Here is a 25,231-nt window from a genome sequence, read left to right on the forward strand (position 1 = left end):
GCAGCTTGCTATTGCGTCTGGTGCACTATTTCCCCGTTGATCAGCGTCATCAGCACTTTCGTATTGTGCACATCGGTGATCGGGATCGAGAAAATGTTGCGGTCGAGTACGACGAGGTCAGCCAGCTTGCCTTCCTCTATCGTTCCGGTCGCATGGTCGAAATTCATCTGCCGGGCGGCCTGGCGGGTGAATATGTCGACCGCCTGATCCAGCGTGATCCGTTCCTGCGCGCCCAGAACTTCGCCGCCGCCGCCAGGTACCTGGCGCGTTACCAGCGTTTCTATCGCAATCCACGGATTGACGGATGGGACAACGCTCCAGTCCGAACCGGGCACGACCAATGCGCCTGCATCGAGGGCATCCTTCACCGGAATCCAGCGCTTCATCCGCTCCTCGCCGACGGCCTTGCGAATGTCGCCGATGATGGGAGAAGGAAACCAGATGTAAGGCGAGAACTCAAACGCCGCGCCGAGCTCCCGCCCGCGCTGGATGTCGCTCATCTGCACGAAGCTGTTGTGGCCGACGTTGTGGTATTGCCCGCCCGGCCCATTCGCCGCTCGCGCCGCCTCGATGGCATTCAGGCCGGCGCGCACGGCCGCGTCGCCCGCGGCATGGAACTTCACCGTGAGACCGCGCCGGTCGAGCTGCGTCACCAGTGCATTGAGTTCATCCTGCGGGATCATGATCAGGCCTCGCTCCCGCGCGGTCTGATCGTGCGCGTCGTGGCCGATCGGCTCGTAAGGATCGACCATCGCGGCCGTATGCCCGTCGGTCGGCACGCCATCGAGCATGAGCTTTACGCAAGAGGGCGAAAACCTCTCCCGCGCATAAAGCATGTATCGGTCCAGCAGCGCCATGTCGCCGCCCCACAGGCAACCGCGCACGCGCTGCTTCAGGCGCCCCGCATCAGCCAACTGGGCATAGGCGCGCGCGGTCGTCTCGGACACGCCCGCATCGTCGTACGCGGTGATGCCATGGGACATCATGTTGGCAAGCGACCAGGACAGCGCCTCTGCCGCCTCATCGACAGTCGGCTCCGGGATTTTCATCGAAACGAGCGAGGCGGCAGATTCGCGCAGCACCCCGGTGGGCTCGCCATTTGCGCCGCGTTCGATGATCCCGTTCTCGGGATCGGCCGTATTGCGATCGATCCCAGCCAGCTTGAGCGCGGCCGAATTGGCCCAGCCGCTATGACCGCTGATGTCGCGCAGGAGGACGGGGTTGTTCGGCGCGACACGGTCCAGCATCGACTTGTGCGGCGGCGTGCTCCCGAAGGAATCGTTCTGATATCCGCTGCCGGTGATCCATGCGCCCGGGCCGGCGCGGCCGGCGCACTCGCCGACGATCCGGAATATCGCGTCGGGCGAGGAACCGTGCGGAATCTCGCAGGCTTTTTCGGCGAGTCCCGCTCCTTGCGGGTGCACGTGCATGTCGTGCAGGCCCGGCATCACCATCTTGCCGTCAAGGTCGAAGACCCGCGTCTGCGGCGTGCGATGGGGGGCCACGGCGGCTTCATCCCCAACCGCAACGATCGCGCCGTTGCTGATGGCAAGGGCGCGCGCCCAGCCATCGGGCGTATAGATCTGCGCGTCTTCGAGAATGATGTCCGCTTCCGCGGGCGGCACCGGTCTGGGTTCGTTGAACTGGGCTTGCGCGGTTCCGGAAAACAGGAGCGCAGCTCCCAAAAGGTACTTGCCTGCTCGCATGGTTCACTCTCCAAAACTATGACGACAAGACAATTCCAATCGCCGTTTCTGGCTTGGCCGATGCGGCCAATCGGCCGCCGTTCAGGCGAGATGCCGCATGGGTAGCAACGCCTTGCGCGCCTGGACGAAGGCTTTCATGTCGTTGATGCAATCCACCGCCGTGAGGTCGTCGCCCAGGAAGTAGTGAACGGAGAACTTCCCGTCCGCCGGATCGCCCTGCACGACTTCCCGATCGTGGCCGAGGGTAAGGCCGGCCGTCTGCAACTTGACGTCGTACTGGTTCGACCAGAACCACGGCAGAGCCTGGTAAGGGACGGGATCACCGCAGATATGCCGCGCGGCGACCATCGCCATGTCGTTGGCGTTCTGCACCGATTCCAGCCGGACGACCTGCCCGCGTGCGGAGACGTTCGCATGAGCCGCGCAGTCGCCGATCGCGTAGACATCCGGAAGCGAGGTGCGGCAGAATTCGTCGACCAGCACTCCGCCGCTCGCCCCTTGCGCCCCTGCCGCCTCAAGCGGAGCGACCGCGGGGACGATGCCGATGCCGACGATGACGATTTCCGCCGGAAGGACGCTACCGTTGGCCAACCGCACGCCGCAGACTTTGCCCGCTTCCCCTTCCAGGCAAGCAACCGTGGTTTGCAGCCGAACGTCGACCCCGTGCCGGCGGTGCTCGCGCAGCAGGAAGGCGCCGACCTCCCGGCCTGCAACCCGCTCCAGCAAGCGGTCCTGCATTTCGAGCAGAATGACTTCGCAGCCCAGCTTGCGCAGCACGGCCGCCGCTTCAAGCCCGATGTAACCGCCGCCAATCACGGCAGCGCGCCTTGCGCCGCCTTCCAGTTCGCGGATGATGCCATCGACATCCTCCCGGGTACGCACGGCGTGAACCCCGCTGATATCAGCCCCCGGACACGTCAGGCGCCGGGGAACGCCGCCGGCCGCCCAGATAAGTTTGCCGAAGCCGATCCGTTCGCCATCCGCCAATTCGACAGCGCCCGCGCAAGCCGCGTCCGTGAAGTCGAGCGACACCACTTCCCGCGCTGGAAGGAGGCGGATCTGCTTGTCGTCCCAGAACCGCAGCGGCCGGATTTGAAGGCGCTCGAACGGCTTTTCGCGCGCAAGATACTCCTTCGACAGCGGCGGCCGTTCGTATGGATACTCCCGATCGCGGCTGACCATGCCGACCGAGCCCGCAAAGCCTCTCTGACGCAGCGCGGCGGCCGCATTGGCGCCGCCATGCCCCGAACCGACGATCAGGACGTCGTAAGCGTGTTCCGCCATTGACCGCCCCTCGGCCCTCAGGCCAGATTGTTGCGCGAGAGCGTGGTTCCGGCTCGCCAGGATACGCCGATTTCGTGCCAATACCCCGCGATCTTCTCCTGCGGCATGATGTCCAGCAATTCCTCCACCGGGCTATCGAAATAGGTGAGATCGAAGTCGCCCTCGAAGCAGCGCCCCTTCTCCACATCGAAGCCCGACATGGTGACGACTTCGTCCAGGCTTTGCGTGCCGTCGGTTTCGATTGCCGGCATCCAGCGGCTGTGGGCCATCGGATGACCGTTGACGAAGCCGGGACTCTCGCACGTGTCGCGGATCGTGAAACGCCCTTCGGCAAGGCGGCGGTCGAACGCCGCCAGCGTTACGCCGAACGTGCCGCCCGGCTCCAGCCGCGGGCCTGCCTTGCCGACGTTAACCGGTCGGCTCATCTGGATGCTGCCCAGCTTCTTGGGATAACCCTGGTGCTGGCCCCGCAGCATGGCGAATTCCTTGTCCACCCAGATGTACAGGCAGCGGGTGTAGGTCTTGCCCTGAAACTTGCAGCGGCAGACGATGAACATCTCCTTGTACTGGACGCGGACCGGATCGAGCAGCTGTTCGGGATCGTCCCCGGTTGATTGCCAATCCGCCCAGATTGCCGCCAGCGCGCCGGGATCGTCATCCGCAAGATCGAAGCCGTCCGGCAGCAGCGCGGCGATCGCGGCAGGATCCGTGCGGTATTCGAGCGTGATGAGTTCTCCCGAATAATGCCACGGAACAGGCGGCACGATGCTCGCCTTTCCAGTTGGCGTGCGGGGATAGAACAGGCCTTTCAGTCGGCTCATTGCGTCCTCTTGGCGGATTGGGATCGATGGGTGCGATTGTGTCGCCGGCACCGGTCCGAAGCTTGGCCGCAACGGCCAAAGCCAGACGGTTGCAATCGCAGTAGGCCAGCTCATCCCCTGAACAGGAGACGAGAATGACCGTCGAATATCGCCGCATCCTGCTGGACGGCTACCCGATTCTGGCCACGCGCGAGGGGGACGAGCTCGTGACCAGGGACGGTCGCAGCATCGGGATCGACGATGCGGTCCATCTGCCGCCGGTCGCGCCGAGCAAGATCATCTGCGTCCATCTCAACTATCACAGCCGGGTGGATGAGTTCATCACGAAGCTCCCCCCTGCTCCCACCTACTTTCACAAGCCGGTTACCGCGCTCAACACGCACAAGGGCCGGATCGTGCGGCCCGAAAGGTGCAAGTACCTCAATTACGAAGGCGAAATCGCCATCGTGATCGGCAAGACCTGCCGCAATGTTTCGCCGGCAGATGCGGGCGATTACATCCTCGGCTATTCGGTCGCCAACGACTACGGGCTGCACGATTTCCGCGATACGGACGCCGGATCCATGCTCCGCGTGAAGGGATCCGACACGCTCTGCCCAGTCGGGCCGGGGCTGGTGACCGGATGGGACTTCCGCGACAAGACGATCCGCACCTACGTCAACGGCAAGATTGTGCAGGAAGATACCACGGCGAACATGGAGTGGGACATGCACTACCTTGTCGCCGATATCGCCCGCACGATCACGCTGGAGCCCGGCGACATCCTGCTGTCCGGCACCCCTGCCAACAGCCGGCCGGTCCAGCCGGGCGACGTGGTGGATGTGGAAGTCGAAGGCCTGGGCCGACTGTCCAACACGATCGTCGAAGGCCCCATACCCATTCGCGACGACGTGGGAGCACAGCCCAGCGAATCCGAGGAAGTGATTTCCACGGCCATGGGCGGCGACTGGGAACATCGCGGCAAGCGCGCCGCGGGCGGACAAGGCGCCCAGTTCTACAAGTCCGCGCTGGAGGAGTAGGAATGGCGCTGCCCGATGCTACCCGCTTCTACATCGGCGGTTCCTGGGTTGAACCCGCAAGCACGAAGCGCGGCGTCATTGTCGACCCTGCGAGCGGGCAAGACATCAAGCCCGTCGCGCTCGGCAACGCGCGCGATGCGGCAAAGGCGATCGCCGCCGCACGCAGCGCCTTCGATGGCTGGTCGCAGACGAGCGTGGCCGAGCGGCTGGAGCTGCTGAAGCGGATCAGCGCGGGCCTCCAGGCGCGCAGCGACGAGATCGGCGATGCCATCAGCGCGGAAATGGGTGCACCGATCGGGCTCGCCCGCGGCGCTCAGGCCGGATCTGGGCCCCAGCACTTCGATGAGATCATCCGCCTGCTGGAAAGCTACAGCTTCGAACGAACCCTGGGGTCGACGCTTGTCCGCCGTGAACCGATTGGCGTCTGCACGCTCATCACGCCCTGGAACTGGCCGATGAACCAGATCGCGACCAAAGTTGCCCCGGCGCTGGCAGCCGGCTGCACGATGGTTCTGAAGCCGAGCGAGTTGGCTCCGCTCGACGCGGTTCTCCTCACGGAGATCATCGATGCAGCGGGCCTGCCGGCCGGGGTGTTCAACCTGGTTCACGGCACGGGCGAGGATCTGGGAGAGACGCTGACGGGGCATCCCGACGTAGACATGGTATCCTTCACCGGATCGACGCGCGCAGGGATAGCTATCGGGCAGAATGCAGCGCGCACGGTCAAGCGCGTCGCCCTGGAGCTTGGCGGCAAGTCGGCCAACATCGTTCTGCCGGATGCCGATCTAGGGACAGCGATCCGGGAAAGCGTCAGCAGCTGCATGCTCAACAGTGGACAAAGCTGCAACGCACCCACTCGCCTGCTCGTCCCGCGGGCGGCGCTGGACGAGGTCTGCGAGCTTGCCGCTGACGCCGCGCGCAGCCTGACGGTCGGGCTTCCGGCAGACAATCCCGACCTCGGCCCGATCGCCAACGAAGCGCAGTACCGGCGTGTAATCGCGATGATCGACGAAGCGGTAGAGGAAGGTGCGCGACTGGTCGCCGGCGGAAGCGAGAAACCCGGCGGGCTCAGCGGCTTTTTCGTCCGCCCGACCATCTTTGCCGATGTAACCCCTGACATGACGATCGCGCGCGAGGAGGTTTTCGGGCCGGTTCTCGCCATCATCGCCTACGACGATGTGGAACAGGCGATCGGGATTGCGAACGACAGCCCCTACGGCCTTTCCGGCCACGTATGGGGCGCGGACATCGCCGCTGCGAACCGGATTGCTGCACGCCTGCGCACCGGCATGGTGCACCTGAACGGGGCGGGGCTGGACAGCGCGGCACCCTTTGGCGGATACAAGCTATCGGGCAACGGGCGGGAATGGGGCGTTTTCGGACTGGAGGAATTTCTCGAAGTGAAGTCCGTTTATGGCGGAGCCGGGAGCGCGCAATGAGCAAGACGATCGAGGTAACCCTGCGCGATGGGGAGACCATGCGGATCGAGGCGGATGACGGCCTTACCCTGATGGAAGCCTTGCGCGACAACGGCGTGGACGAGTTGCTGGCGCTGTGCGGTGGCTGCTGTTCATGCGCGACCTGCCACGTCATCCTGCCCGACACGGTGTTTGCGGAATTGTCTCCCCCCTCGGATGACGAGGACGACTTGCTCGACAGTTCGGAGCACCGGACGGCGACGTCGCGCCTGTCGTGCCAGGTTTCGGTGGCGGATCTGCCTACTCCCTGCAGACTGACGATCGCACCGGAAGACTGACATGGCTTGCGCAAAGGACTGCCCGGCCTAATCTGCGCGTATGACCGAACCGACAATCTCGGTTTTATTTCTTCGCCACATCGCGAACTGCGTGGAACTTGCCGGCCACTCCTGCACGCCGCTGCTTGCGGAATTCGGACTGTGCCGTCACGCACTGGAGGACCGCGAGGGCACGATCCCGCTGAAGGACTTCCTGCGCTTCTTCGAACGAGCAGCCGAACACTCGCAGAACCTGCACTTCGGGCTGCAAGCCGGGCGGCTTGCCAGCGCAGACAGCCTTGGCCCGCTGAGCTTCCTGTTCCTGTCGGCACCCAGTCTCGGCGATGCGTTCCACGCGTTCGTGCGGTATCTCGACACGATGCAGCAAGCGGCACGCAATGCCTTTCGCGTCGATGGCGGGACCGCGACGTTCGAATATCTCATCCTCGATCCCGGACTGGGTGTCAGGCGCCAGGATGCGGAATATTCGATCGGCACCACCTACACCCTGGCCAAGAACTTCTGTGGCGGACGTCTGCCTGTGAAAGAGGTCTGCTTCGAACACTCGCAAGCGGGAGAATACCTGCGCTACCGCGATTTCTTTGGTTGCGACGTGTTCTTCGAGCAATCCGCGAACTCGATTTCCTTCGATGCCGGCGTGCTGAATGAACCCGGCCAGATGCTCAGCCCCGAGCTGTTCCCCATCCTCGTCGACCACTTGCAGCGGAAGGCCCGCGCCCGCCCCGGGGAAGACGATGTCGTCGCAAGGCTCGACGGATGGCTCGCCTCCGCGGACATCTCAAGTCCGCTGAACCTTGGCGATGCCGCTCATGCCCTTGGACTTTCGTCACAGACGCTACAGCGGGGACTGCAGCAGAAAGGGCTGTGCTGGCGCGACCTGCTGCATCGCCGCCGAATGGAAGCGGCCACGAGACTCCTGATTGAAAGCCGCCGCAGCATCGCCGATATCGCCGTTGCTACCGGTTATGCCGAAAGCGCCAGCTTCATCCGCGCCTTCAAGATCGACAGCGGACAGACCCCGGCGCGTTTCAGGAAGCACTTCGGATCGTAGCAACATTCGCTGAGGGCCGCGTTCAGGCGAGCCGCTCCAGCACCGCCTCCAGCCGGTCCAGCCCTTCCTCCAGGACATCGTCCGGCATCGTAAGCGCTGGCAGGAAACGCAGTACGTTGCCGCGCAGCCCGCAGGAGAGCATCAGCAGCCCTTCTTCCGCGCCCTGCGTCACGACCTTGCGGGTCAGTTCGGGATTCGGCCGATTGGGATCCCCTTGATGGACGAACTCCACCGCCACCATGGCGCCGGGACCGCGAACGTCGCCGATGACCTCCAGCCCGCCCCGCTGCAGCGATCGCATCCGCGCCTTGATGGCAGACCCGATGTGGCGCGCCCGGGCGTTCAGATCGTCTTCCTCGATGATCTTGAGCACTTCCAGCCCCGCAACACAGCCCAGCGGCGAACCGCCGTAGGTGCCGCCAAGCCCGCCTGCATCGGGCGCGTCCATCAGGTCGCTGCGGCCCATTACTCCCGAAATCGGGAAACCGCCCGCCATTGCCTTGGCGATGGTCATGAGGTCGGGCTTGACGCCGTTTTCCTTCGCCACCCAGTCCATCGCGAACAGTTCTCCCGTGCGGGCGAAGCCGGACTGCACCTCATCCGCGATCAGCAGGATGCCGTGTTCATCGCATATCTCCCGCAGCGCCTGGAAAAAGGCATAGGACGCGGTGTAGAATCCGCCCTCACCCAGCACAGGCTCCAGCACGATGGCGGCAACGGCCGAAGGCTCGATGGAGGAAGCGAACAGCGCCTTCAGTCCCTCGATTGCCTGGGCATCGTCGAAGCCGTGGTACGGGATGGGAAAGCGGGTGTGGAACACGTCGCCCGGCATCGGCCCGAAACGCGCCTTGTAGGGAGTGACCTTGCCCGTCATCGCCAGCGTCAGCAGCGTGCGCCCGTGATAGCCGCCCTGGAACGTCACGATACCGCGCCGTCCGGTGGCGGCGCGCGCAATCTTCACGGCGTTTTCCAGCGCTTCGGCACCAGTGGTGAAGAAGATCGTCTTCACATCGCCCTCGATGGGTGCACGCGCGTTCAACTGCTCCGCAAGAGCAATGTAGCTTTCATAAGGCGTGACCTGGAAGGAACAGTGGGAAAAACGGTCAAGCTGGTCCTTTACCGCGTCCACGATGCGCGCATTGCCGTGCCCGGTATTGCAGACCGCGATACCCGTGGCAAAATCGATGTATCGCTTGCCTTCGGCATCGAACGCTTCGGCATTATCCGCCCGCACGAAGAAGCGCTGGTGCATGGAAGCGACGCCGCGCGGCACTGCGGCTTCGCGCCGGGCCCAAAGTTCGGAATTGCTCGTCACCGGTCGATGCCTCCTATCAGACAATACTTGAGTTCAAGGTATTCATCGAGACCGTGGCGAGAGCCTTCGCGGCCCAGCCCCGATTGCTTGATGCCGCCGAAAGGCGCGACCTCGGTAGACAGTATCCCGTCGTTGACGGCGACCATGCCGAATTCCAGCGCTTCCATCACCCGCCAGGCGCGCGCCAGATCACGCGAGTAGAAATAGGCGGCAAGCCCATAGGGCGTGCCATTGGCGACGCGGATCGCCTCTTCCTCGGTTTCGAAGCGGATGACCGGCGCGACGGGGCCGAATATCTCCGCCGCGGCGATCTCCATGTCCGCGGTGACGCCGGTGAGGACCGTAGGCTGGTAGAAATTGTCACCCACTGGCGAGCGTGCGCCGCCGGTCCGCGCGACCGCGCCGGCATCCAGCGCGCTTCGCACCAGGCTTTCCGCTTTCCCGAGCCCCGAGGCGTTGATGAGCGGCCCGATCTTCGAATCTTCCTCGACCCCCGGTGCCACTTTGAGTTCAGCCACGCGCTTCGTCAGCCGCTCCACAAACGCGTCGTGGATTCCGGCCTGGACCAGAAAGCGGTTGGCGCAGACGCATGTCTGCCCGGAGTTGCGGTATTTGGACGCGAGTGCACCTTCCACCGCCTGGTCCACATCGGCATCGTCGAACACGATGAAGGGCGCGTTCCCGCCAAGCTCCAGACTGAGCTTGATGACGTTCTGTGCGGCTTGCTCCATCAGGATCTTGCCGACCGCTGTCGACCCGGTGAAGCTGAGTTTCCGGATCAGGGGATCGCTGCAGAACAAGCGGCCGACATCGGCCGGATCGTTCGTTGGAACCACGCGGAACAGCGCTGCCGGGATACCGGCTTCGCGCGCCAGATGCTCAAGAGCGAGTGCGGACAGCGGCGTCGCTTCGGCTGGCTTGACCACGATTGCGCAGCCCGCCGCCAGCGCCGGGCCGACCTTGCGCGTGATCATCGCCATCGGGAAGTTCCACGGCGTGATCGCGGCGCACGTGCCAACCGGCTGCTTGATCGTAAGCAATCGCTTGCCGGAGGCGAAGGTCGGTATGGTCTCGCCATAGGCGCGCTTGCCCTCTTCGGCGAACCATTCGACGAAGGCCGCGCCATAAGCGATCTCACCCCGCGCTTCGGCAATCGGCTTGCCGCATTCGGCGGTCATGAGCTGTGCCAGCGCTTCCTTCCGCTCCGTGATCAGGTTGAACCAGGCACGCAGCAGGTTCGCGCGTTCCTTGGCGGTGCGGGCCGCCCATTCCCCCCGTGCTTCGTCCGCCTGGCGGATGATGCCCGCTACTTCGCCTTTGGCGTAAGTGCGAACATGCGCGATCGTCTTGCCGGTGGCGGGGTCCAGCACGGCGAGCGAACCCTCCGGGTCGCTGATCCTTTCGAGAATATCCTGCACGTCTCTTTCCCTGCGTACGCCCAGAAGGGGGGAGTGCGCTTCTTTCGCGCCCTATTTGCCCCGCGACTTGGCCGGAGCGGTCAATTCTCCTTCCGGGCCGATTTCCGCCCTGCAATGGAACGGCAATTGAAATGTCAATTTACTGATACAATCGATCAATCCGTGCCGAATGCCCGCTGTTAGCCTTTCGAAAATTGCGGACGGGGGTCTTCATGAATGAAGTAAGTGTACGCGGCACCGCTCTGGACGGCTGGCGATCCAAGCTTCGTGAATGTGGCTATGCCATCGATCGGCTCGAAGCACTGAAAGCGGTTCCGCCACGTGCGCTGCGGGGCCCCTCGCCCATCCCGCTGCGCGAATTCGTCTCATTTTCAGAGCGGCTGGTGTGTGAGACCAGGGACGTCGCGATTCCCTGGCTGGTCGGGCAGCATTACGACATCGCGTCGCTTGGCGCAGTGGGCGATGCCATCAAGGCGTCGACCAAAGTCGGATTGGCGCTGAAGCGGTTCGTGGAATATTTCGAGCTGCTCCAGGACTGCACCGACATCCGCCTCGATTGCGATGAGCAGAACGCTTCGATCAGCTATCGCATCCTCGATCCCGAAATTTGGCCGCGCCATCACGATGCCATGTTCAGCCTGGGCATACTCGGGCAGATCATCCGCGCCGGCTCGTCCGACGGATGGGATCAAGTGGAATTCCACTTCGAAGCTTCGCAGGCGGACATGGCCGGTAACATCGACCGGGTTGTAGGCGCGCCGTGCAGCTTCGGTGCCGAATTCAACATGCTGCGGTTTCCGACGCGTCTGCTGGACTGCCGGCTGCAACCGAAGTTTGCAGAAGCGCCGATCCGCGAGCTGAGTCGGGCCGTCGCACAGCGCAATCGCAGCACCCCACTGGCTGAAAGACTGGCGCGCGTGGTCTACCGCGACCTTGATCGGCTCTCGATCGATCAGGAGAGGGTTGCCCGGGAAGTGGGGATGTCCGGCCGTACGATGCGCCGCAAGCTGGCCAGCGAAGGCAGTTCGTTTCAGCAGGTGCTGGATGAATGCCGGATGCGGCAAGCCGTCTTTGAATTCCAGACGAAGCCGGATCTTTCCATTTCGCAGATCGCCTTGCGGCTCGGCTATTCGGAACACAGCACCTTCACGCGCGCGTTCCACCGCTGGAGCGGCATTTCACCGCAGGAATTTCGCAAACGGTTTGCCCAGAAGATCAACTGAGCGGATCGACTAAGCCCTCTTTCGGAGACTGAAATTGCCTCGACTTGTCCTTCTGGAAGGGAACACGGCCGAAAAGCGCGCTCTTGGAGCCAAGCTCGGGGTGCGCAGTTCCAGCGCAATCTATGCGGAAGCCATACTGCGTCACTTTCCCACCCTGGAACTCGACGTCCTGAATGGCGCGGACGAAGGCGCTGCCTTGCCGGACGGCCGTGGCTGGACCAATTACGATGGGCTGGTGATCACCGGATCATCCCTCCATGCCTACGACCCGCATTTCGCCGTCACCAACCAGATAGATCTGGTGCGGGAGGCTGCCGAAACGGGTATCCCGATCTTCGGGTCGTGCTGGGGTCTTCAGATCGCGGCCATGGCGGCAGGCGGAATGGTGGAATACAATCCGCGCGGCCGCGAAGTGGGCATCGCGCGCAAGATCCTGCCCAATGAACATGGGCGCGATCACCCGATGTTCACGCTGAAGGGGCGAGTCTTCGATGCGCCCTGCATCCACTACGATGAAGTCACGCGGCTGCCGGAGAATGCCAAACTGCTGGCATCGAACAGCCACAGCGCGATACAGGCAGCGGTCATCCCCGTGGGCAAGAGCGCGGTCTGGGCGGTGCAATACCACCCCGAATTCGATCTTCTGCAACTGCTCCAGCTCTATCGGCTCTATTCAGGCGATATGGTGAAGGAAGGTTTCTTCGCCAGCGAGGCAGAGATGGAGGCCTATCTGGACAAGCTGGAACGGCTGACGGAGAACCCCGGCGACATGGGCCTTCGCTGGCAACTGGGCATCGACGAGGACATTCTCGACGATCGCATCCGCAATGGCGAGATCATCGCCTGGATCGAGCACGAGGTGCTCAGAGCGACTTGAACCTGTTCGGGAGATTGGAAGCGGAAAGGGCCGGACGCGCAGCGCGACCGGCCCTTTTTCTCATCACCGGCGGCCCGGGCCGCCGGTGATACCTGGTCAGTAGCGAAACGCCGCTGTCAGGCCATACGTACGCGGCCGGTAGGTGGAAACCTGGAAGATTGCCGTCCCGATCGGCCCCACGGTCGGTCCCCGGCTGAGAAGCGGCGCCGAATCCAGCAGGTTGTTGACGAACACCGACAAGTCGAGATCGCCGAGCCGCGCGCCCGTGCGCACGGACACCAGCGTTGCGTCCTGCCGATCGATATTGGTGCCAAAGTTCGTCGCGTTGGGCCCCCGGTCGGGGTTCGTCGCCGGCGTCAGCGCGTTCTGCCGCGACTGGTACTGGAAATCGACGCGCGCATACCCGGGGATGGTGGAGGTCACGTCATAGTCGTATTGGGCATTCAGGTAGATCTTCCAGGGATTGAGCGGAATATCGTCGCCTTCGAATACCAGCGGCACGACCCCCGCACTCGTGGAACCGGCATAGACGGTCTCGTTGAATTCCGCCTTGGTGTAGCCGACTGAGCCGCCCAACGTGAGGCTGGAACCCACCGCAGCCTGGAACTGCACGTCGAAGCCCTTGCTGGTCGCCGAACCGAGATTGTCGACGAACTGGAATCCGCAGCGCAGCGTTACCTGCTGCTGGATGTTCGACCAGTCGATATAGAAGCCGCTCGCTTCGATCTGCACCCTGTCTTCCAGAAGCGAATTCTTTGACCCGATCTCGTAGCTCCAGACGCTGTCTGAGCCGAAATTCTCCGGCCGGTCCTCAAGTCCGATCTCCCCAAGGAAGGGCCCGCACAGGTTACCAACCTTCGGGTTGTACCCGCCGACGCGGTAGCCCTTTGCCACGGTCGCGTAGAACAGGTGGTCATCGGACGGTTCGTAGGAGAGACCGAACTTCGGAGTAATCGGCGTCTCGCTTTGCGACCCGCTGTCGACCGCCGGCACAGGCCCCACGACCGGGCCACGGAAGCTGGCTTCGGTCGAGAAATCGGTCTTGGCGACGCGCACGCCGGCGGTCAGCGTCAGGCTTTCGGTCAAAGCGAAGTCGACCTGACCAAAGCCGGCAAACTGCTCGTCGATGGATTCGGCCGGATCGAGCACGAAAGTGTAAAGCCCCTGATCGAGCGGGACGCCGCCGAAAATTGCCTGGAACACGGGGAACGGCAGGAATCCGGGAATATTGTCATCGAGGAAGCGATCTTCCACGAACTGCTGCGCGCGCTGCTTGTTGTGCGTGTAGAACGCGCCGATCACCCAGGACAGCCGCGCATCGGGATTGGCCGACTGCAGCCGGACCTCCTGCGTCCAGTTCTCCTGTGAGTTGTACTGAAACGCGCGGGCATAGTTGCCTTGCGGATAATACGGGCTGCCGGTGTAGATCCCCGCTTCGAACGTCGTGTAGTCGTTGATCGCGGACTGGTCGCGATAGAAGTACGAAGTGTTGGAAACCAGCTGGACGCCGCCAAGATCGACTTCGATATTGAGCGACGGAAGAACGAACTTGTCGTTGCTTGGCTGGCCAAGCGCGTTGCCCTGGCGGAAATCGCCATTCTCACGGTCGGAAAAGTTCTCCCAGAAGATGTTGGCATCCCCGGTTTCTACCTTCTGGAAGAAAACCGACGGGAGCACGGTGACATAGGCCGATGGCTCCCAGCGCAACGACCCCTGGAGCACCAGGGTGTTGATGGAGTTCACGTCCTCCTCTTCAACATATTCGACTTCGGCCGGGTCGGTGATCACGCCGCGAGTGATCGTCGGACGGGAAAATTCCACCCGGTCGATGTATCCGCCGTCCTTGCGGTAATACCCGCTGATCCGCGCCGCCAGCGTGTTGGCAATGAGGGGGAGGTTGATCGCGGCGCCGGCTTCGAAGCTTTCGTCGCCGTTCTTGGTCGTGGCAATTTCCGCCCGGCTGTAGGCGCGGACGTTATCGATGTCCGGTCTGGGCGTGATGAAGCGGACCGTCCCGCCTTCCGAACCGGCGCCGAAGAGGGTTCCCTGCGGGCCGCGCAGGACTTCCACTCGCTCAAGATCGAAAATCGCGGGAAAGACGCTGTACGACGCGAACCCGACCTGGCGGACCTGGATCGGCGTGTCATCGATATAGATGCCGGTCGTGGCTGCACCGGCCGATGAATCGATACCGCGAATGGAAATCCGGGCCGACGCAGCGTTGCGGGTATCGCTGCGATCAAGCACGACGCCTGGCGTCAGTCGCGTAAGGTCGTCGACCTGCCGCACGCCTTTCTGGTCGAGCGTTTCCTGTGTGAACGCAGTGATGCTGATCGGCACGTCCGTCAGGCTTTGGGCCTGGCGGTTCGCCGTTACGATGATCGCCTCAAGCTGATTGGATGGCTGCACCTGCACGTTTGCGACCGGATCGCCGCCCGGCACCTGATTTTGTGCTGGTGCCTGGACCTGAGCCTGAGCCGCCCCAGCCCAACTCGCGATGGCGATACTGAGTACCGAAGCGGTATTCCGAACCACCGACCGATAGCGAGAAAAGAAGGAATACATAAGACCGCCCCTTGCTCAGATTTCTTCTCTCATCCGGATAGTGGGAGCGTCCGTCATACTCTTGACGTTTTCGGCCATTATGCGGCGTTCTGGCCTCAAGCGCGCAATTCTTCAGGTACCCTGCGCATTCTGTTCCGTTCCGATCAGCGGACAGCTGTGCCGTTACCGGCGGAGACGCGAAGAATTGCATAGCCATGGGCAGCCTTCATCGGGCCGCCGAACACCGGGCAGGCGCCGATCAGCGTCACCCTGTGACGGAGGGCCGCATGGCGGCGCGCGCTCGGGAGAGTCGCCGCCATGCCTGCCGTTCCTTGCCCCGGCTCAGCGGTGGCTGAGCGAGGTCGGCGGCGATGCTGCGTCGTAGACCTTTTCTCCGTTGATAAAGGTCATCAGAACCTTGGTGCGATGGATCTCGGTTTCGGGAACACGGAAGGGATTGCGTTCCACCACCACCATGTCGGCCAGCATTCCCGGTTCGATCGAGCCGACCAGATTGCGATGCTCCATGATCTGGGCAGCGTTGGAAGTGAAGATGGTCATCGCTTCATTGAGCGATACCTTCTGGCTGCTTCCAAGAGTTTCCGCGCTGCCGCCGGGCACCTGGCGCGTCACCATCGTCTCGATCGCGAGCCAGGGATTGATCGAGGGCACGACTGACCAGTCGGACCCGGGGCCGACAAGGCCCCCCGCGTTCACTGCATCCGCAATCGGGATCCAGCGCTCCATCCGTTCTGGCCCGACGGCTGTCTTGATGTCGCGTGTGATCGGTGAAGGATACCAGATGTAGGGCGAGAATTCCCAGCTCATTGCCAGTTGCCGCACACGCGCAAGATCTTCCGGATCCACGAAGCTGTTGTGGCCGACGTCATGCGCAGGGCCGCCCATGCCGTTGGCCTCCCGCGCCGCGGCGACCGCGTCGATTGCCTGCCGCACCGCGCCATCGCCCGCAGCGTGGAACTTCACATGCAGACCCTGCCGGTCGAACTCCGTTATCGCCGGGAACAGAACCTCTGGCGGAACGATGCTCATGCCCTTTTCCGTCGTGCTGACATAATGATCGAGCATTGCGGCCGTGTGACTTTCCGTCGGCACGCCGTCCAGCACGACCTTCACGCAATCGGGACGGAACCGCTCAGCCCGGAAGTACTGCCGCGAATGGATCAGCGCCTCGGTCTGCTGGCGCGCATCGACGGGCCCTTCGGCCCAGCGAATGCAGCCGCGCACCCGCTGCTTCATCAGCCCTTCGGCCGACATCTCCGACATCACCTTCAAGCCCGGCGCGTCGAGACCAGCATCGGTGAACGAAGTGATACCGTAGGACGACATGAGATCGGCAGCGTACTGCAGCCCCTCCCGCATCTGCTGTTCCCCGATCGGCGGCATCGCCGCGCTGACGAGACCGGTCGCGCGTTCGCGAAACAGGCCGGTCGGCCGCCCGGAAGCGTCACGATCTATGATGCCGTTTTCCGGATCCTGCGTCGCGGCCGTAATACCTGCCGCTGCGATGGCGGCGCTGTTCGCCCATAGACTGTGATGGGATTCGTCGCTCAGGATCACCGGGTTGTTCGGCGATACTTCGTCGAGGAATTCGCGCGTCTGCTGGCCGGGTGCGAAAACGGCGGCGATCCAGTTTCCGCCGCGGATCCATTCCCCCGGCTCCGCTTCCGCGACGCACGCGGCGACGGTATCACGGATCACCTGAGGGGTGGCACCCGAAGGGAAGGTGCAGCTCGAATGCTCCAGTCCGCCGCCAATGGCATGCACATGCAAGTCGTGCAGCCCCGGCAAGACCGCCGCGCCACGAAGATCGACAACCTGGGTCGAAGGACCGCGCAGCGCCGCCACCTGTTCGGCCGTACCGACAGCGATCACCGCCCCTTGATCGACCGCAACCGCCTCCACCCAGCCCGTGGGAGTCGACACTTCGCCATTCATGAGGATCAGGTCCGCTTCGGGCGGACGCTCGTCGCCTGCCACGGTGGGAAAGAAATCGGCTGACGCCGGGGCAGACAGCAGCGCTATCGAGGCCACGAGGGTCTGCTTGAACATACGAAGCACCTCCCAGAAACAGAATTGAATCAAGTCTTGCGCGTCGGCCCTCCCGACGCTCGGCATTTCCGGCCATTCGCCGGACCGGTTCACCCGTGCCGCCCTTCAGGACCGTTGCCGCCTGCTGCAAGGCGCCGGGTCAGCCGCTGCCGGGCATGTCGAACCAGACGTGGACCTGGCTGGTGCCGGTGGCATTCTCGTAATCCGAGAACAGACGCCCCCTGGCCTTCCAGTCACGCCCGCCGCAGGCCGCCGCCATCATCAGGTAGTGCCCGAAGCGCGCTTCCGGCAGGTGACGCAGGTAATCGTCCATCGTGTCGATCACGCGGGCGTGGTCGCCCTCGGCCAGCCAGCCGAGCCGCTCCAAGTCGGCTTCGCGCGCCTCAGGCCTGGTAATGTGCACGGGGTCTGACGCTTCGTGCAGCGGTATCTGCAGGAACGGCCAGAAGCGGTGGCTCATCGATCCGCTGGCGATCAGCACGACGCGGCGGTCGCTCTGCGCGATGGCTTGCCCGATCCCCTCTCCGACCTTGAGGAATGTCTCTGGTTCCCCGGTATAGGCATGACTGACCGAGATCCATTCCTCGTCGTCCTGAAGATACGTCGACAGGTTCACCGTCGGATAGTGGATCGGCAGCCACGGATCGTCGATCGGCGTTGTCCTGACCCCGTTCTCGGTTGCCTTCTCAGCCATGGCTGCAGCCAGCTGCGGATTACCTTTCAGGTCATAGGGGATCTGCTTCATGCCCCGGGGCAATTCGTCCGAGGTGTACAGCCCCGCTCGCCGCGCGTGGGAGGTGACGCAGAATTCGACGATCGTGTGCCAGTGCGTATCGAAGATTACGATCGTATCCGGCTTCAGTTCGTCGAGGACTTCCTCCCGTAGCCGGCGCAAGCCGGGGACGAGACTGATTTCCTTCCCTTCGTTCAGTTCGTAGCGATCCTGTTCGGGCATCATGATCGTTGGCGCGTGAGCGACGATCCCGGCCCCGACGATTTGTCCCATGACATGCTTCCTTCGTACATCGGCTGCCTCCTTACTACGCTGCGCATCGGGACTGCTGAATAGGCGCACCGCAGGTTGTCCGGTTCTGCCAAGGCGGAAAATGCAGGGTTTCTTAGCTGTTGGATGGAGGTCCATCCGATGCAGTATCCCTTTTCAAGAAACGATGATCCCTACGTGGATCTCTCTTCGCAGGACGCGTTCGCCACCGGCGCGCCGTTCGCGACGTTCGACCGTCTGCGAGCCGAAGACCCGGTCTACTGGACAGATTTCACCGGCAATGACCGCGGCTTCTGGTCGATCACGCGCCACGCGGACATCCTGGCGCTGAACGCAAAGACGGACCTGCTCTCTTCAGCCCGCGGCATTCGGATGGAAGACCAGACGGAAGAGGAATACGAAGCCCGCAAGACCTTCCAGGAAACCGACGCGCCGGTCCACCGCGCTTTCCGGGCCCTGGCGAGCAAGGCGTTCTCGAAAGGAACGATTGCCCGGTACGAAGACCAGATCCGCGAAATCGTCACCGAGCTGCTCGACGAAGCCTTCGAGGAACGGCAATTCGATGCCGTCGACCGGATCGCTCGCCGCTTGCCGATGCGAATGCTGGCGCAGATCATCGGAGTGCCGGATGAAGATGCCACCTGGCTGGTCAGGAAAGGCGATGCCCTGATTTCGAACGCGGACCCGGAATACACCGATTTTGTAATCGATAAGGTGGACACCGAAGAATACCGGTTCCTGCCATTTCGCTCCCCCGCGGCGGTCGAGCTGTTCGATTACGCAAACGACTTGCTCGAACGCATGGATCAGGGCGAACAGTTGGGCGTCCTCAACGTGGTGCTGGAGCCGACCAGCCACGGCACGAAGATGAGCCGCGACGAATTCCGCAACTTCTTCTGCCTGCTGGTGGCCGCGGGTAACGACACGACGCGCTACAGCATCGCGGCGACCATCCATTCGCTGGCCAACGATCCGACGCTGCTCAGCGATCTTCAGGCCGGTCGGCAGAACGGCTGGGAAGCGACCACGGACGAGATGATCCGATGGGCAACCCCCACGACGCACTTCCGGCGCACCGCAACCCGCGATTTCGAACATGGCGGCAAGCACATCAAGGCGGGGGACAAGGTGGTTCTGTGGTTCCTTTCGGGAAACCGGGACGAACAGGGAATCTCCGACCCGTACAGCATCCGCCTCGATCGGCCGCGCAACCCGCACCTCGCCTTCGGGCAGGGTGGGCCGCACATCTGCCTTGGAATGTGGCTTGCCAAGCTGGAGGTTTCGGTCGTGCTTCAGGAACTGTCTCGCAGGCTGCAGTCAATCGAACAGGTGGACGATCACTCCTACCTTCGGTCGAACTTCATCCATGGCATCAAGAAGCTGCCGATCCGGATCGCAGCGCGGTGAAGAGGGACATGGACCAGAGCACACATCGCCCTGCATCCACGCCGGCTCTATCGCCGGAGCGTTGCCGCATACTGTTCGCCGATCAGCTCAACCTGGCGCGCGGCAAGTACGTGCCTATGTCCGAAGCGAAGAAAGGCCACGCCAGAATGTGCGTGGGCACTTACGCCGTGACATACGACAAGCAGATGGTCGCGGCGCCCGGCGGGGGTATGCTTGACGGCCTGCCGGACATGCAGATCGTGTTCGACCCGCAAGACCTGCGCAAGGCGTGGGAGCCCGGCACGGTCATTGCTCTCGGCGACATCTATGCCAATGAAGTCTCGTTCCCGCTTTGTGGACGCAGCGCACTGAAACGGGCGATCGCCGCCTGGCGCGAACGCGGACTGGATCCCATGGTCGGCATCGAGCTGGAAGCCTACATCTTCCAGCGCGGCGCAAATGGCGAATGGGTGCCGTACGACACTCCCGGCGCCTTCGTCTACGGCACTGGCCCTTTCTCCGACCCGGCTGGCCTGATCGACGATATCTGGAGTGCGGCGGCCGCTTGCGACCTGCCGATAGAATCGATCAATGCAGAATACGATGCGCCGCAGTTCGAATTGACCCTGCACTATGCCGATGCGCTGAAGGCCGCGGACGACGCCTTTCTGTTCCGACAGATGGCGCGCGAACTGCTCTATCGCAAAGGCTACCTGCTGTCGTTCCTGCCTAAGCCGCTGGCGGGCAAGGCTGGCAGCGGCATGCACTTCAACATCAGTTTCTGCGACAAGGATGGCACCAACGTGTTTGCCCGGGACGTGGAAACCGGTGACTACGGACGGGTCATGCGCGGCACCATCGCCGGACTGCTGGAGCATCACCGCGGCTTGACTGCGATCATGGCCCCGCTGACCAATTCCTATGCCCGCCTCCAGCCCGCGAGCCTGTCGGGGTACTGGGCCAGCTGGGGCGTAGATCACCGCGCAGTCACGGTGCGCATCTCCGGCGAAAAAGGCTCGGCGGCACGGATCGAGCACCGCCTCGCCGATTGCGCCGCCAGTCCCTATTTCGCGCTCGCGGCCCTCCTTCAGGCGGCACTTCTCGGGCTGGATAAGGAATACGAGCTTCCGCCCGCTGAAACGGCTGACGGGATTGAAACGGTCAGCACGAACACCCACGCGCCAACCGACCTCGCCGAAGCGCTCGACGCGCTGGAACAGGACACGCAACTGGCAGAGGCGATCGGCAGCGATCTGGTGGCGAACTACGTAGCTATCAAGCGGCAGGAGGTCGAGAATCTGACCGGCAGGTCCACCGACGAACAGATCGCCTACTACCTTCACTACATCTGAGGCCCCGCCATGCGTGAGCGTATCAACATCGACGGCGTTTCCGTCTCACCCGATCACTTCATCGGCGGAAAACGCGTCAGTTCGCCCGAGACATTCGAGACCCGCTGCCCCTTTGAGTGGGAGCGGAAGCTGGCCGATGTTTCGCTGGGCGATGCCGGAATCGCACGGCAGGCGGTACAGGCGGCAACCGATGCCTTCCCTGCCTGGGCGGCGCTTTCTCCAAAGGAGCGCGCTGTCTATCTACATCGGCTGGCGGATCTGATCGAAGCGAACAGGGACGCTCTCGGCCTGGTTGAGTGTCTCGACATGGCCATGCTGTTGGAAAGCCTGCAACTTCGCGTCATCTCGCGCGCGGCGCTGAACTTTCGCAACTACGCCGATCTCGCGATTGAATATCAGGAACGCGTCTGGTCGTCCAAGGGCACGAAGAACCGGGTGATCCGAATGCCGGCCGGTCCGGCCCTTATCATCACGCCCTGGAACGCGCCCTTCATGCTTTCCACGTGGAAGTGCGCGCCCGCACTCGCGGCCGGGAACACGGTCATTCTCAAGCCCGCCGACTGGTCTCCGCTTTCGGCTTGCCTGCTGGGGGATTTGATTGCCGAGGCGGATTTCCCCGCAGGCGTGTTCAACATCGTCCAGGGTGGCGCCGAACTGGGTAATGCCTTGACCAGCGATCCCGACATCAAGCGCATCAGCTTCACTGGATCGATCCCAACTGCTCGGGTGATCGGCCGGAACGCAGCGGAAAACATCGTCCCCTTTACCGCGGAACTGGGCGGGAAAAGCGCTCTGCTCGTCTTTGAGGACGCCGATATAGATGCGGCGGCGAAAAAGGCGGCCGGTCAGTATGACGACAGTGGGCAAGTCTGCATGGCCGGATCGCGCCTGATCGTACAGGAGAGTGTGAAAGCCCGGTTTCTCGAACGTTTTCACGCCTACACCGACCAACATGTCCTGGGTGATAGCCGTAAATCCGAAACGACGGTTTCGGCGATGATTCACCCGATCCATGTCGAACGGGTGCTCGGCTTCATCGACCGTGCCCGCGCATCCGGCGATGAAATCGTGCGCGGAGGCAAGCGCTGGAAGGAAGGCGCAAACTGGGTCGAGCCGACACTGATCGTGCCAAAGGGCAACGAAAGTGAAGTTGTGCAGAACGAAGTCTTCGGCCCCGTGCTTACCTTTCAGACTTTCACGGACGAAGCGGAAGGTGTCGCACTGGCGAATTCCACCGTCTACGGGCTGTCCGGCATCATCTACACCGGTGACGCGGAGCGCGCAGAACGGGTCGGGCGCCAGGTGCGCGGCGGAACCGTGTGGGTAAATACTTTTCTCGTGCGCGATCTCACTGCCCCGTTCGGGGGGATTGGCGTCTCAGGCCTTGGCCGCGAAGGCGGACACTACGCGCTGGACTTCCATTCCGACTTGAAGACTCTCCAGATTCTTGAAGGCAGCTGCTGAGCTTTGGCTGTTCCGATCAGAACACTCGCCCCCGCCCGCTCGGGCGATCAGCCGGAATGGGCAGTGCGCGATCACCCTTGTTGGTCTGACCTCGCCGAGGAAGAAGGAGGCTCCCGATGCTAGGCACCGTTTCGATCCAGCAAGACAGAGTCGGGGGCGATCAACCCGGGCTCCGGGGTACTGCTCAAGCTGTCTCCGGCCCGTGGGGCTCAGAGAACGGACAGGCGAGCACGAGCACGCTCCCGAAGCGTTGACCGCCGCAGTGCGCGCCCGAGACCGAGAAAGGCACCCGCCTCCCGAACTTCGACGGCGAAGCGAATTCACGATGAAGCGCCGCGATCAGGCAAAGCTCTTCAGCGCCTTTTCGCTGATCGTCAGCCCTCGCTCTTTTCGAAAAGCACTTGCTCGTCGCAGAATCTGGAATTCGGATCGGCCGCAGCGCCGGCGCACGGCGCGCGAGACAGCGCATGGATCGCACCTGGCGTCTGCAGCCCGTCTGCCCTTGCCCATGGACGACTTGGACCTGAACCAGGGATTGAACCCTGTGGATTAGATGACGAGCCGGAATAACGACCTGGCAGCGCCTGTCGAAGCTGGTGAACCCGAGAGGGCGTTTCGCGCCGTTATCCTCTCTGGCGCTGGGACATCGTCGGCTTCACCAGGTGTTCTATGAAGTTGCTCAGCTCGAGTGTGCGCTTTTCAGGGGCCGTTACATCTTCGCTTAGACCCAGGCGCCACTGGAGATCTCGCCTGTGGGGGTCACCTGCGAGTTCATCTACCACTTTCGCAAAGCTCTCGACGTCCGCTTCTGATCTGGCCAGCCCCTTTTCGATGAGGTCGCTGGCCTGACGACGCAGAGCCCCCGCAATCTCGAATAAAGAAATTTCAGGGTGGTACTGAACTCCCCAGAATACGCCCCCTCCGTGCCGAATTTCCGCAGCTTGCACGCGGGTCGCTTCGTTGGATGCGAGTACGACGCTATCCGCCGGGAGCGTCTCGACTTCATCCGTGTGGAATGCGGGGGCATCCCATGCAGGAGGCCGCCCCTGCAGGAGGGGATGTTTTCGACCGGCCTCGTTCGAAGTTATCCGGCGAGCAAAGCCGGCCTCCCTGCGCTCTCCTATTGGGCGTACCGTCCCGCCAGCAGCAACGGCGGCTAGCTGAAGACCGGCACATGACCCGAAAGAGGGAGTGTTGGAGGCAAATACTGCTCGCATGAAGGCAATCTCGCGCCTCACTTCATCGCTGTCCTGCCACAAATGAAGGGGAGAGCCGGTCAGGAACACTGCGTCATAGGTTCGTATTTCCTGCCCGGTCGGCAGCTCCGAACAATGATCGGCGGGTTTCACCTGGTCGCACTCCGCTCCGGGCGCAAGCCGCTTCAGCGTGTCGACAAACGTCTCACCAGAGCTCTTGCCCACGCTTTCGCGCCGTTTCTTGCGAGCTTCGGGAGGACTGCTTTCAGCCACGAGGAATCGCATAGGCCTGCTTTGCAACGGCGCCGTTCGGTGGAGTGTCGGGCCCTGTAAGCTCAACGACCAGCGCCCAGCCAAGCCACCTGGTCGACACAGGCAGGCGCGGGGGCAGTTCGGCAGCCGAGTGGACGCTCTTTCAGCCGAAAGGACAATCTCTCGCCCGCCCACCGCCGGATCCGCCCTCTACCGGCACCCGCCTTTTTACGGTGGTCCCACACGTGATCACAAGGGCGGCAAAGTAGAACAACCATGTTCCTGAAAACCCGTTCGTCATCAGCTGTTCCGGACTTGCAGCATCGCACAGGCAAACGGACGTCTAAGACAATCGCGCCTCCCATCAGAAGCACTGAAGAAACCACCCTGAAACGAGGCTCACTTGTCTCGGGATCGTTGCCTTCGCCGCCCTTCTCCAGGCTGCATTCGGCGCTTTAAGCCACGAAGGTGCGCGCTATCGCTGAGATCCGAAAACTGGCGTTTTCACCTCATCTTCGCTGCCGTGTCTGCTCGTCCTCGCCCGCTGGCTTTCGCCACTCTCTCTTCCGTGGTGGGGGAAGGCCGGATGGCTGTCTTCTAGTACCATCTCTCGAGCAGGCCCTCGTCGGGATCGGTGTTCGCACCGGAGTTTCCCCGGGCAATCGTCGTTCTGTTCAACTGAGTTTTGGGCGCGATGCTGCTCGCGATGTTGGAGATTCCACTAGACCTTTCCGGGTGCTGTCCCTCGGATACGAACTGCTCTCCATTTGACGGTATCCTCAGGGCCGCTGCAGCTTCAACTCACGAGCCCCTGCCATCCCGTCAAAGCGGCTGAGCGGCGTTGCGTTCAGGTCTTCCTGCAAGGAGGCATGAACTGGAGCGATCTTCTGAGTGACTTCATCTTTCTCGACCTCAGCATTGCTCGCTCTGGTCGTCGTAACGGCAGATGCGAGTTCTCGACCCGGAGGTTGCTCTAGCGCTGATCTCCTGTTTCGCTCGCACCCGGATTCATCCAGGGTGGCTCTGTAGCAACCCAGACCCCGGTGGTGATCCCTTCCAACATTATCAGTCTGAGCAGTGGCGCCGCCGAGCAGGTACGTAAACAGGGTGATCAGCACGATTCCTACGAGGTTGAGCACGAATCCGCCCCGCGCCATCTCCACGATGGTAACGGCCCCGGTGTCGAATGCGATCGCACTGGGCCGGGTGCCGACCGGCAGCATGAAGGCACAAGTCGCAGCAAAGGCGGCCGGGATGAGCGAAGTCGATGTGCGAGCACCGGGGGGACGCTGGCGCTGCAAAGCAGCGCTGCACGGCGTATGCACGAACAGGTCAATTCGTGGCGATCAGTCGGAAGCCTGAGCGCTTTCCGGGGACTGTCAGGAATTTCGTGTGTGGCGGGCGGTTTGAATATTACGCCGCCATGGCTCTGATGAAGCGCTCGCCGAAGATGACGGCGAACTGGGCCTTGGCCATGGTCCACTCACGTGGCGG

At 62.8% G+C, this 25,231-nt stretch carries 20 protein-coding genes; 9 read left to right on the forward strand and 11 right to left on the reverse strand.

All coding sequences use genetic code 11. From position 1 onward, the window contains the following. Positions 1-8: 8 nt before the first annotated feature. The 3 genes from ELY13_RS10135 to ELY13_RS10145 all read right to left on the reverse strand — a co-directional run bounded on the left by ELY13_RS10135 (position 9) and on the right by ELY13_RS10145 (position 3,811). Positions 9-1,706 (reverse strand): amidohydrolase, encoded by a 1,698-nt coding sequence (locus ELY13_RS10135; protein WP_126173797.1) that lies wholly within the window; start codon positions 1,704-1,706, stop codon positions 9-11. Positions 1,707-1,787: 81 nt separating this feature from the next. Beyond that, complete coding sequence (locus ELY13_RS10140) at positions 1,788-2,990, reverse strand: NAD(P)/FAD-dependent oxidoreductase (protein ID WP_126173798.1); 1,203 nt, start codon at positions 2,988-2,990, stop codon at positions 1,788-1,790. Positions 2,991-3,007: 17 nt separating this feature from the next. Beyond that, positions 3,008-3,811: an acetoacetate decarboxylase family protein gene (locus ELY13_RS10145; RefSeq protein WP_126173799.1), complete on the reverse strand. Its 804-nt coding sequence runs from the start codon at positions 3,809-3,811 to the stop codon at positions 3,008-3,010. Positions 3,812-3,945: 134 nt separating this feature from the next. On the opposite strand from ELY13_RS10145, the gene ELY13_RS10150 reads away from it, so the two are divergent. The 4 genes from ELY13_RS10150 to ELY13_RS10165 are packed head-to-tail and all read left to right on the forward strand — an operon-like array spanning position 3,946 to position 7,637. After that, the gene (locus tag ELY13_RS10150) at positions 3,946-4,830 is read left to right on the forward strand and encodes a fumarylacetoacetate hydrolase family protein (RefSeq protein WP_126173800.1); all 885 of its coding nucleotides are present in this window, start codon (positions 3,946-3,948) and stop codon (positions 4,828-4,830) included. A 2-nt stretch (positions 4,831-4,832) separates the two neighbouring features. After that, the gene (locus ELY13_RS10155; protein WP_338142327.1) at positions 4,833-6,269 is read left to right on the forward strand and encodes an aldehyde dehydrogenase family protein; all 1,437 of its coding nucleotides are present in this window, start codon (positions 4,833-4,835) and stop codon (positions 6,267-6,269) included. Further along, positions 6,266-6,586, forward strand: coding sequence for a 2Fe-2S iron-sulfur cluster-binding family protein (locus tag ELY13_RS10160; RefSeq protein ID WP_126173801.1), 321 nt, complete (start codon positions 6,266-6,268; stop codon positions 6,584-6,586). Before ELY13_RS10155 ends, ELY13_RS10160 begins: the two co-directional genes overlap by 4 nt. Positions 6,587-6,626: 40 nt before the next feature. Continuing rightward, positions 6,627-7,637, forward strand: coding sequence for an AraC family transcriptional regulator (locus tag ELY13_RS10165; protein WP_126173802.1), 1,011 nt, complete (start codon positions 6,627-6,629; stop codon positions 7,635-7,637). A gap of 22 nt (positions 7,638-7,659) precedes the next feature. Here the strand turns inward: ELY13_RS10165 and gabT are convergent, their stop codons facing one another. Together gabT and ELY13_RS10175 are read right to left on the reverse strand one after the other, a co-directional pair. Further along, positions 7,660-8,952 (reverse strand): 4-aminobutyrate--2-oxoglutarate transaminase, encoded by a 1,293-nt coding sequence (gene gabT / locus ELY13_RS10170; protein WP_126173803.1) that lies wholly within the window; start codon positions 8,950-8,952, stop codon positions 7,660-7,662. Beyond that, a complete protein-coding gene (locus tag ELY13_RS10175) occupies positions 8,949-10,370 on the reverse strand; it encodes an NAD-dependent succinate-semialdehyde dehydrogenase (RefSeq protein ID WP_126173804.1) in 1,422 nt (473 codons plus the stop codon). Before ELY13_RS10175 ends, gabT begins: the two co-directional genes overlap by 4 nt. A 212-nt stretch (positions 10,371-10,582) precedes the next feature. Here ELY13_RS10175 and qhpR point away from each other — a divergent pair, with 212 nt between their 5' ends. Both qhpR and ELY13_RS10185 read left to right on the forward strand, forming a co-directional pair. Next, positions 10,583-11,593, forward strand: a complete 1,011-nt coding sequence (qhpR, locus tag ELY13_RS10180; RefSeq protein ID WP_126173805.1) for an AraC-like transcriptional regulator QhpR — start codon at positions 10,583-10,585, stop codon at positions 11,591-11,593. A 34-nt stretch (positions 11,594-11,627) separates the two neighbouring features. Continuing rightward, on the forward strand, positions 11,628-12,470 hold the full coding sequence (locus ELY13_RS10185) for a type 1 glutamine amidotransferase (RefSeq protein WP_164549770.1): 843 nt from the start codon (positions 11,628-11,630) through the stop codon (positions 12,468-12,470). A gap of 96 nt (positions 12,471-12,566) precedes the next feature. Here ELY13_RS10185 and ELY13_RS10190 read toward each other — a convergent pair whose 3' ends face one another. The 4 genes from ELY13_RS10190 to ELY13_RS10200 form a co-directional block, all read right to left on the reverse strand. Then, positions 12,567-15,005 (reverse strand): TonB-dependent receptor, encoded by a 2,439-nt coding sequence (locus ELY13_RS10190; RefSeq protein ID WP_164549771.1) that lies wholly within the window; start codon positions 15,003-15,005, stop codon positions 12,567-12,569. A 173-nt stretch (positions 15,006-15,178) separates the two neighbouring features. Next, complete coding sequence (locus ELY13_RS15005) at positions 15,179-15,334, reverse strand: hypothetical protein (RefSeq protein ID WP_164549772.1); 156 nt, start codon at positions 15,332-15,334, stop codon at positions 15,179-15,181. Between the two features lie 22 nt (positions 15,335-15,356). Continuing rightward, the gene (locus ELY13_RS10195; protein WP_126173808.1) at positions 15,357-17,084 is read right to left on the reverse strand and encodes an amidohydrolase; all 1,728 of its coding nucleotides are present in this window, start codon (positions 17,082-17,084) and stop codon (positions 15,357-15,359) included. Positions 17,085-17,223: 139 nt separating this feature from the next. Beyond that, complete coding sequence (locus ELY13_RS10200; protein WP_126173809.1) at positions 17,224-18,090, reverse strand: 3,4-dihydroxyphenylacetate 2,3-dioxygenase; 867 nt, start codon at positions 18,088-18,090, stop codon at positions 17,224-17,226. Between the two features lie 138 nt (positions 18,091-18,228). Here ELY13_RS10200 and ELY13_RS10205 point away from each other — a divergent pair, with 138 nt between their 5' ends. The 3 genes from ELY13_RS10205 to ELY13_RS10215 are packed head-to-tail and all read left to right on the forward strand — an operon-like array spanning position 18,229 to position 22,289. Next, positions 18,229-19,494, forward strand: a complete 1,266-nt coding sequence (locus ELY13_RS10205) for a cytochrome P450 (protein ID WP_126173810.1) — start codon at positions 18,229-18,231, stop codon at positions 19,492-19,494. 8 nt (positions 19,495-19,502) lie between these two features. Further along, positions 19,503-20,825 (forward strand): type I glutamate--ammonia ligase, encoded by a 1,323-nt coding sequence (locus tag ELY13_RS10210; protein WP_126173811.1) that lies wholly within the window; start codon positions 19,503-19,505, stop codon positions 20,823-20,825. A 9-nt stretch (positions 20,826-20,834) separates the two neighbouring features. Further along, positions 20,835-22,289, forward strand: coding sequence for an aldehyde dehydrogenase (locus ELY13_RS10215; protein WP_126173812.1), 1,455 nt, complete (start codon positions 20,835-20,837; stop codon positions 22,287-22,289). A gap of 623 nt (positions 22,290-22,912) precedes the next feature. Here the strand turns inward: ELY13_RS10215 and ELY13_RS10220 are convergent. Together ELY13_RS10220 and ELY13_RS15175 are read right to left on the reverse strand one after the other, a co-directional pair. After that, positions 22,913-23,758, reverse strand: a complete 846-nt coding sequence (locus tag ELY13_RS10220; protein WP_241233635.1) for a type 1 glutamine amidotransferase — start codon at positions 23,756-23,758, stop codon at positions 22,913-22,915. Between the two features lie 758 nt (positions 23,759-24,516). Next, positions 24,517-25,062, reverse strand: coding sequence for an anion permease (locus ELY13_RS15175; protein WP_277600650.1), 546 nt, complete (start codon positions 25,060-25,062; stop codon positions 24,517-24,519). Between the last annotated feature and the right edge of the window lie 169 nt (positions 25,063-25,231).

It is taken from the genome of Altericroceibacterium xinjiangense (assembly GCF_003958635.1).
In the GTDB taxonomy this organism is placed as follows: Bacteria; Pseudomonadota; Alphaproteobacteria; order Sphingomonadales; family Sphingomonadaceae; genus Altericroceibacterium_A; species Altericroceibacterium_A xinjiangense.

What these genes read in the sequence shown, in the direction of transcription:
- ELY13_RS10215 (WP_126173812.1), top strand. Translation starts at nt 20,835, where the DNA reads ATGCGTGAGCGTATCAACATCGACGGCGTTTCCGTCTCACCCGATCAC.
- ELY13_RS10210 (WP_126173811.1), top strand. Translation starts at nt 19,503, where the DNA reads ATGGACCAGAGCACACATCGCCCTGCATCCACGCCGGCTCTATCGCCG.
- qhpR (WP_126173805.1), top strand. Translation starts at nt 10,583, where the DNA reads ATGAATGAAGTAAGTGTACGCGGCACCGCTCTGGACGGCTGGCGATCC.
- ELY13_RS10150 (WP_126173800.1), top strand. Translation starts at nt 3,946, where the DNA reads ATGACCGTCGAATATCGCCGCATCCTGCTGGACGGCTACCCGATTCTG.
- ELY13_RS10200 (WP_126173809.1), bottom strand. Translation starts at nt 18,090, where the DNA reads ATGGGACAAATCGTCGGGGCCGGGATCGTCGCTCACGCGCCAACGATC.
- ELY13_RS10140 (WP_126173798.1), bottom strand. Translation starts at nt 2,990, where the DNA reads ATGGCGGAACACGCTTACGACGTCCTGATCGTCGGTTCGGGGCATGGC.
- ELY13_RS10160 (WP_126173801.1), top strand. Translation starts at nt 6,266, where the DNA reads ATGAGCAAGACGATCGAGGTAACCCTGCGCGATGGGGAGACCATGCGG.
- ELY13_RS10165 (WP_126173802.1), top strand. Translation starts at nt 6,627, where the DNA reads ATGACCGAACCGACAATCTCGGTTTTATTTCTTCGCCACATCGCGAAC.
- ELY13_RS15005 (WP_164549772.1), bottom strand. Translation starts at nt 15,334, where the DNA reads ATGGCGGCGACTCTCCCGAGCGCGCGCCGCCATGCGGCCCTCCGTCAC.
- ELY13_RS10135 (WP_126173797.1), bottom strand. Translation starts at nt 1,706, where the DNA reads ATGCGAGCAGGCAAGTACCTTTTGGGAGCTGCGCTCCTGTTTTCCGGA.
- ELY13_RS10195 (WP_126173808.1), bottom strand. Translation starts at nt 17,084, where the DNA reads ATGTTCAAGCAGACCCTCGTGGCCTCGATAGCGCTGCTGTCTGCCCCG.
- ELY13_RS10155 (WP_338142327.1), top strand. Translation starts at nt 4,833, where the DNA reads ATGGCGCTGCCCGATGCTACCCGCTTCTACATCGGCGGTTCCTGGGTT.
- ELY13_RS10205 (WP_126173810.1), top strand. Translation starts at nt 18,229, where the DNA reads ATGCAGTATCCCTTTTCAAGAAACGATGATCCCTACGTGGATCTCTCT.
- ELY13_RS10145 (WP_126173799.1), bottom strand. Translation starts at nt 3,811, where the DNA reads ATGAGCCGACTGAAAGGCCTGTTCTATCCCCGCACGCCAACTGGAAAG.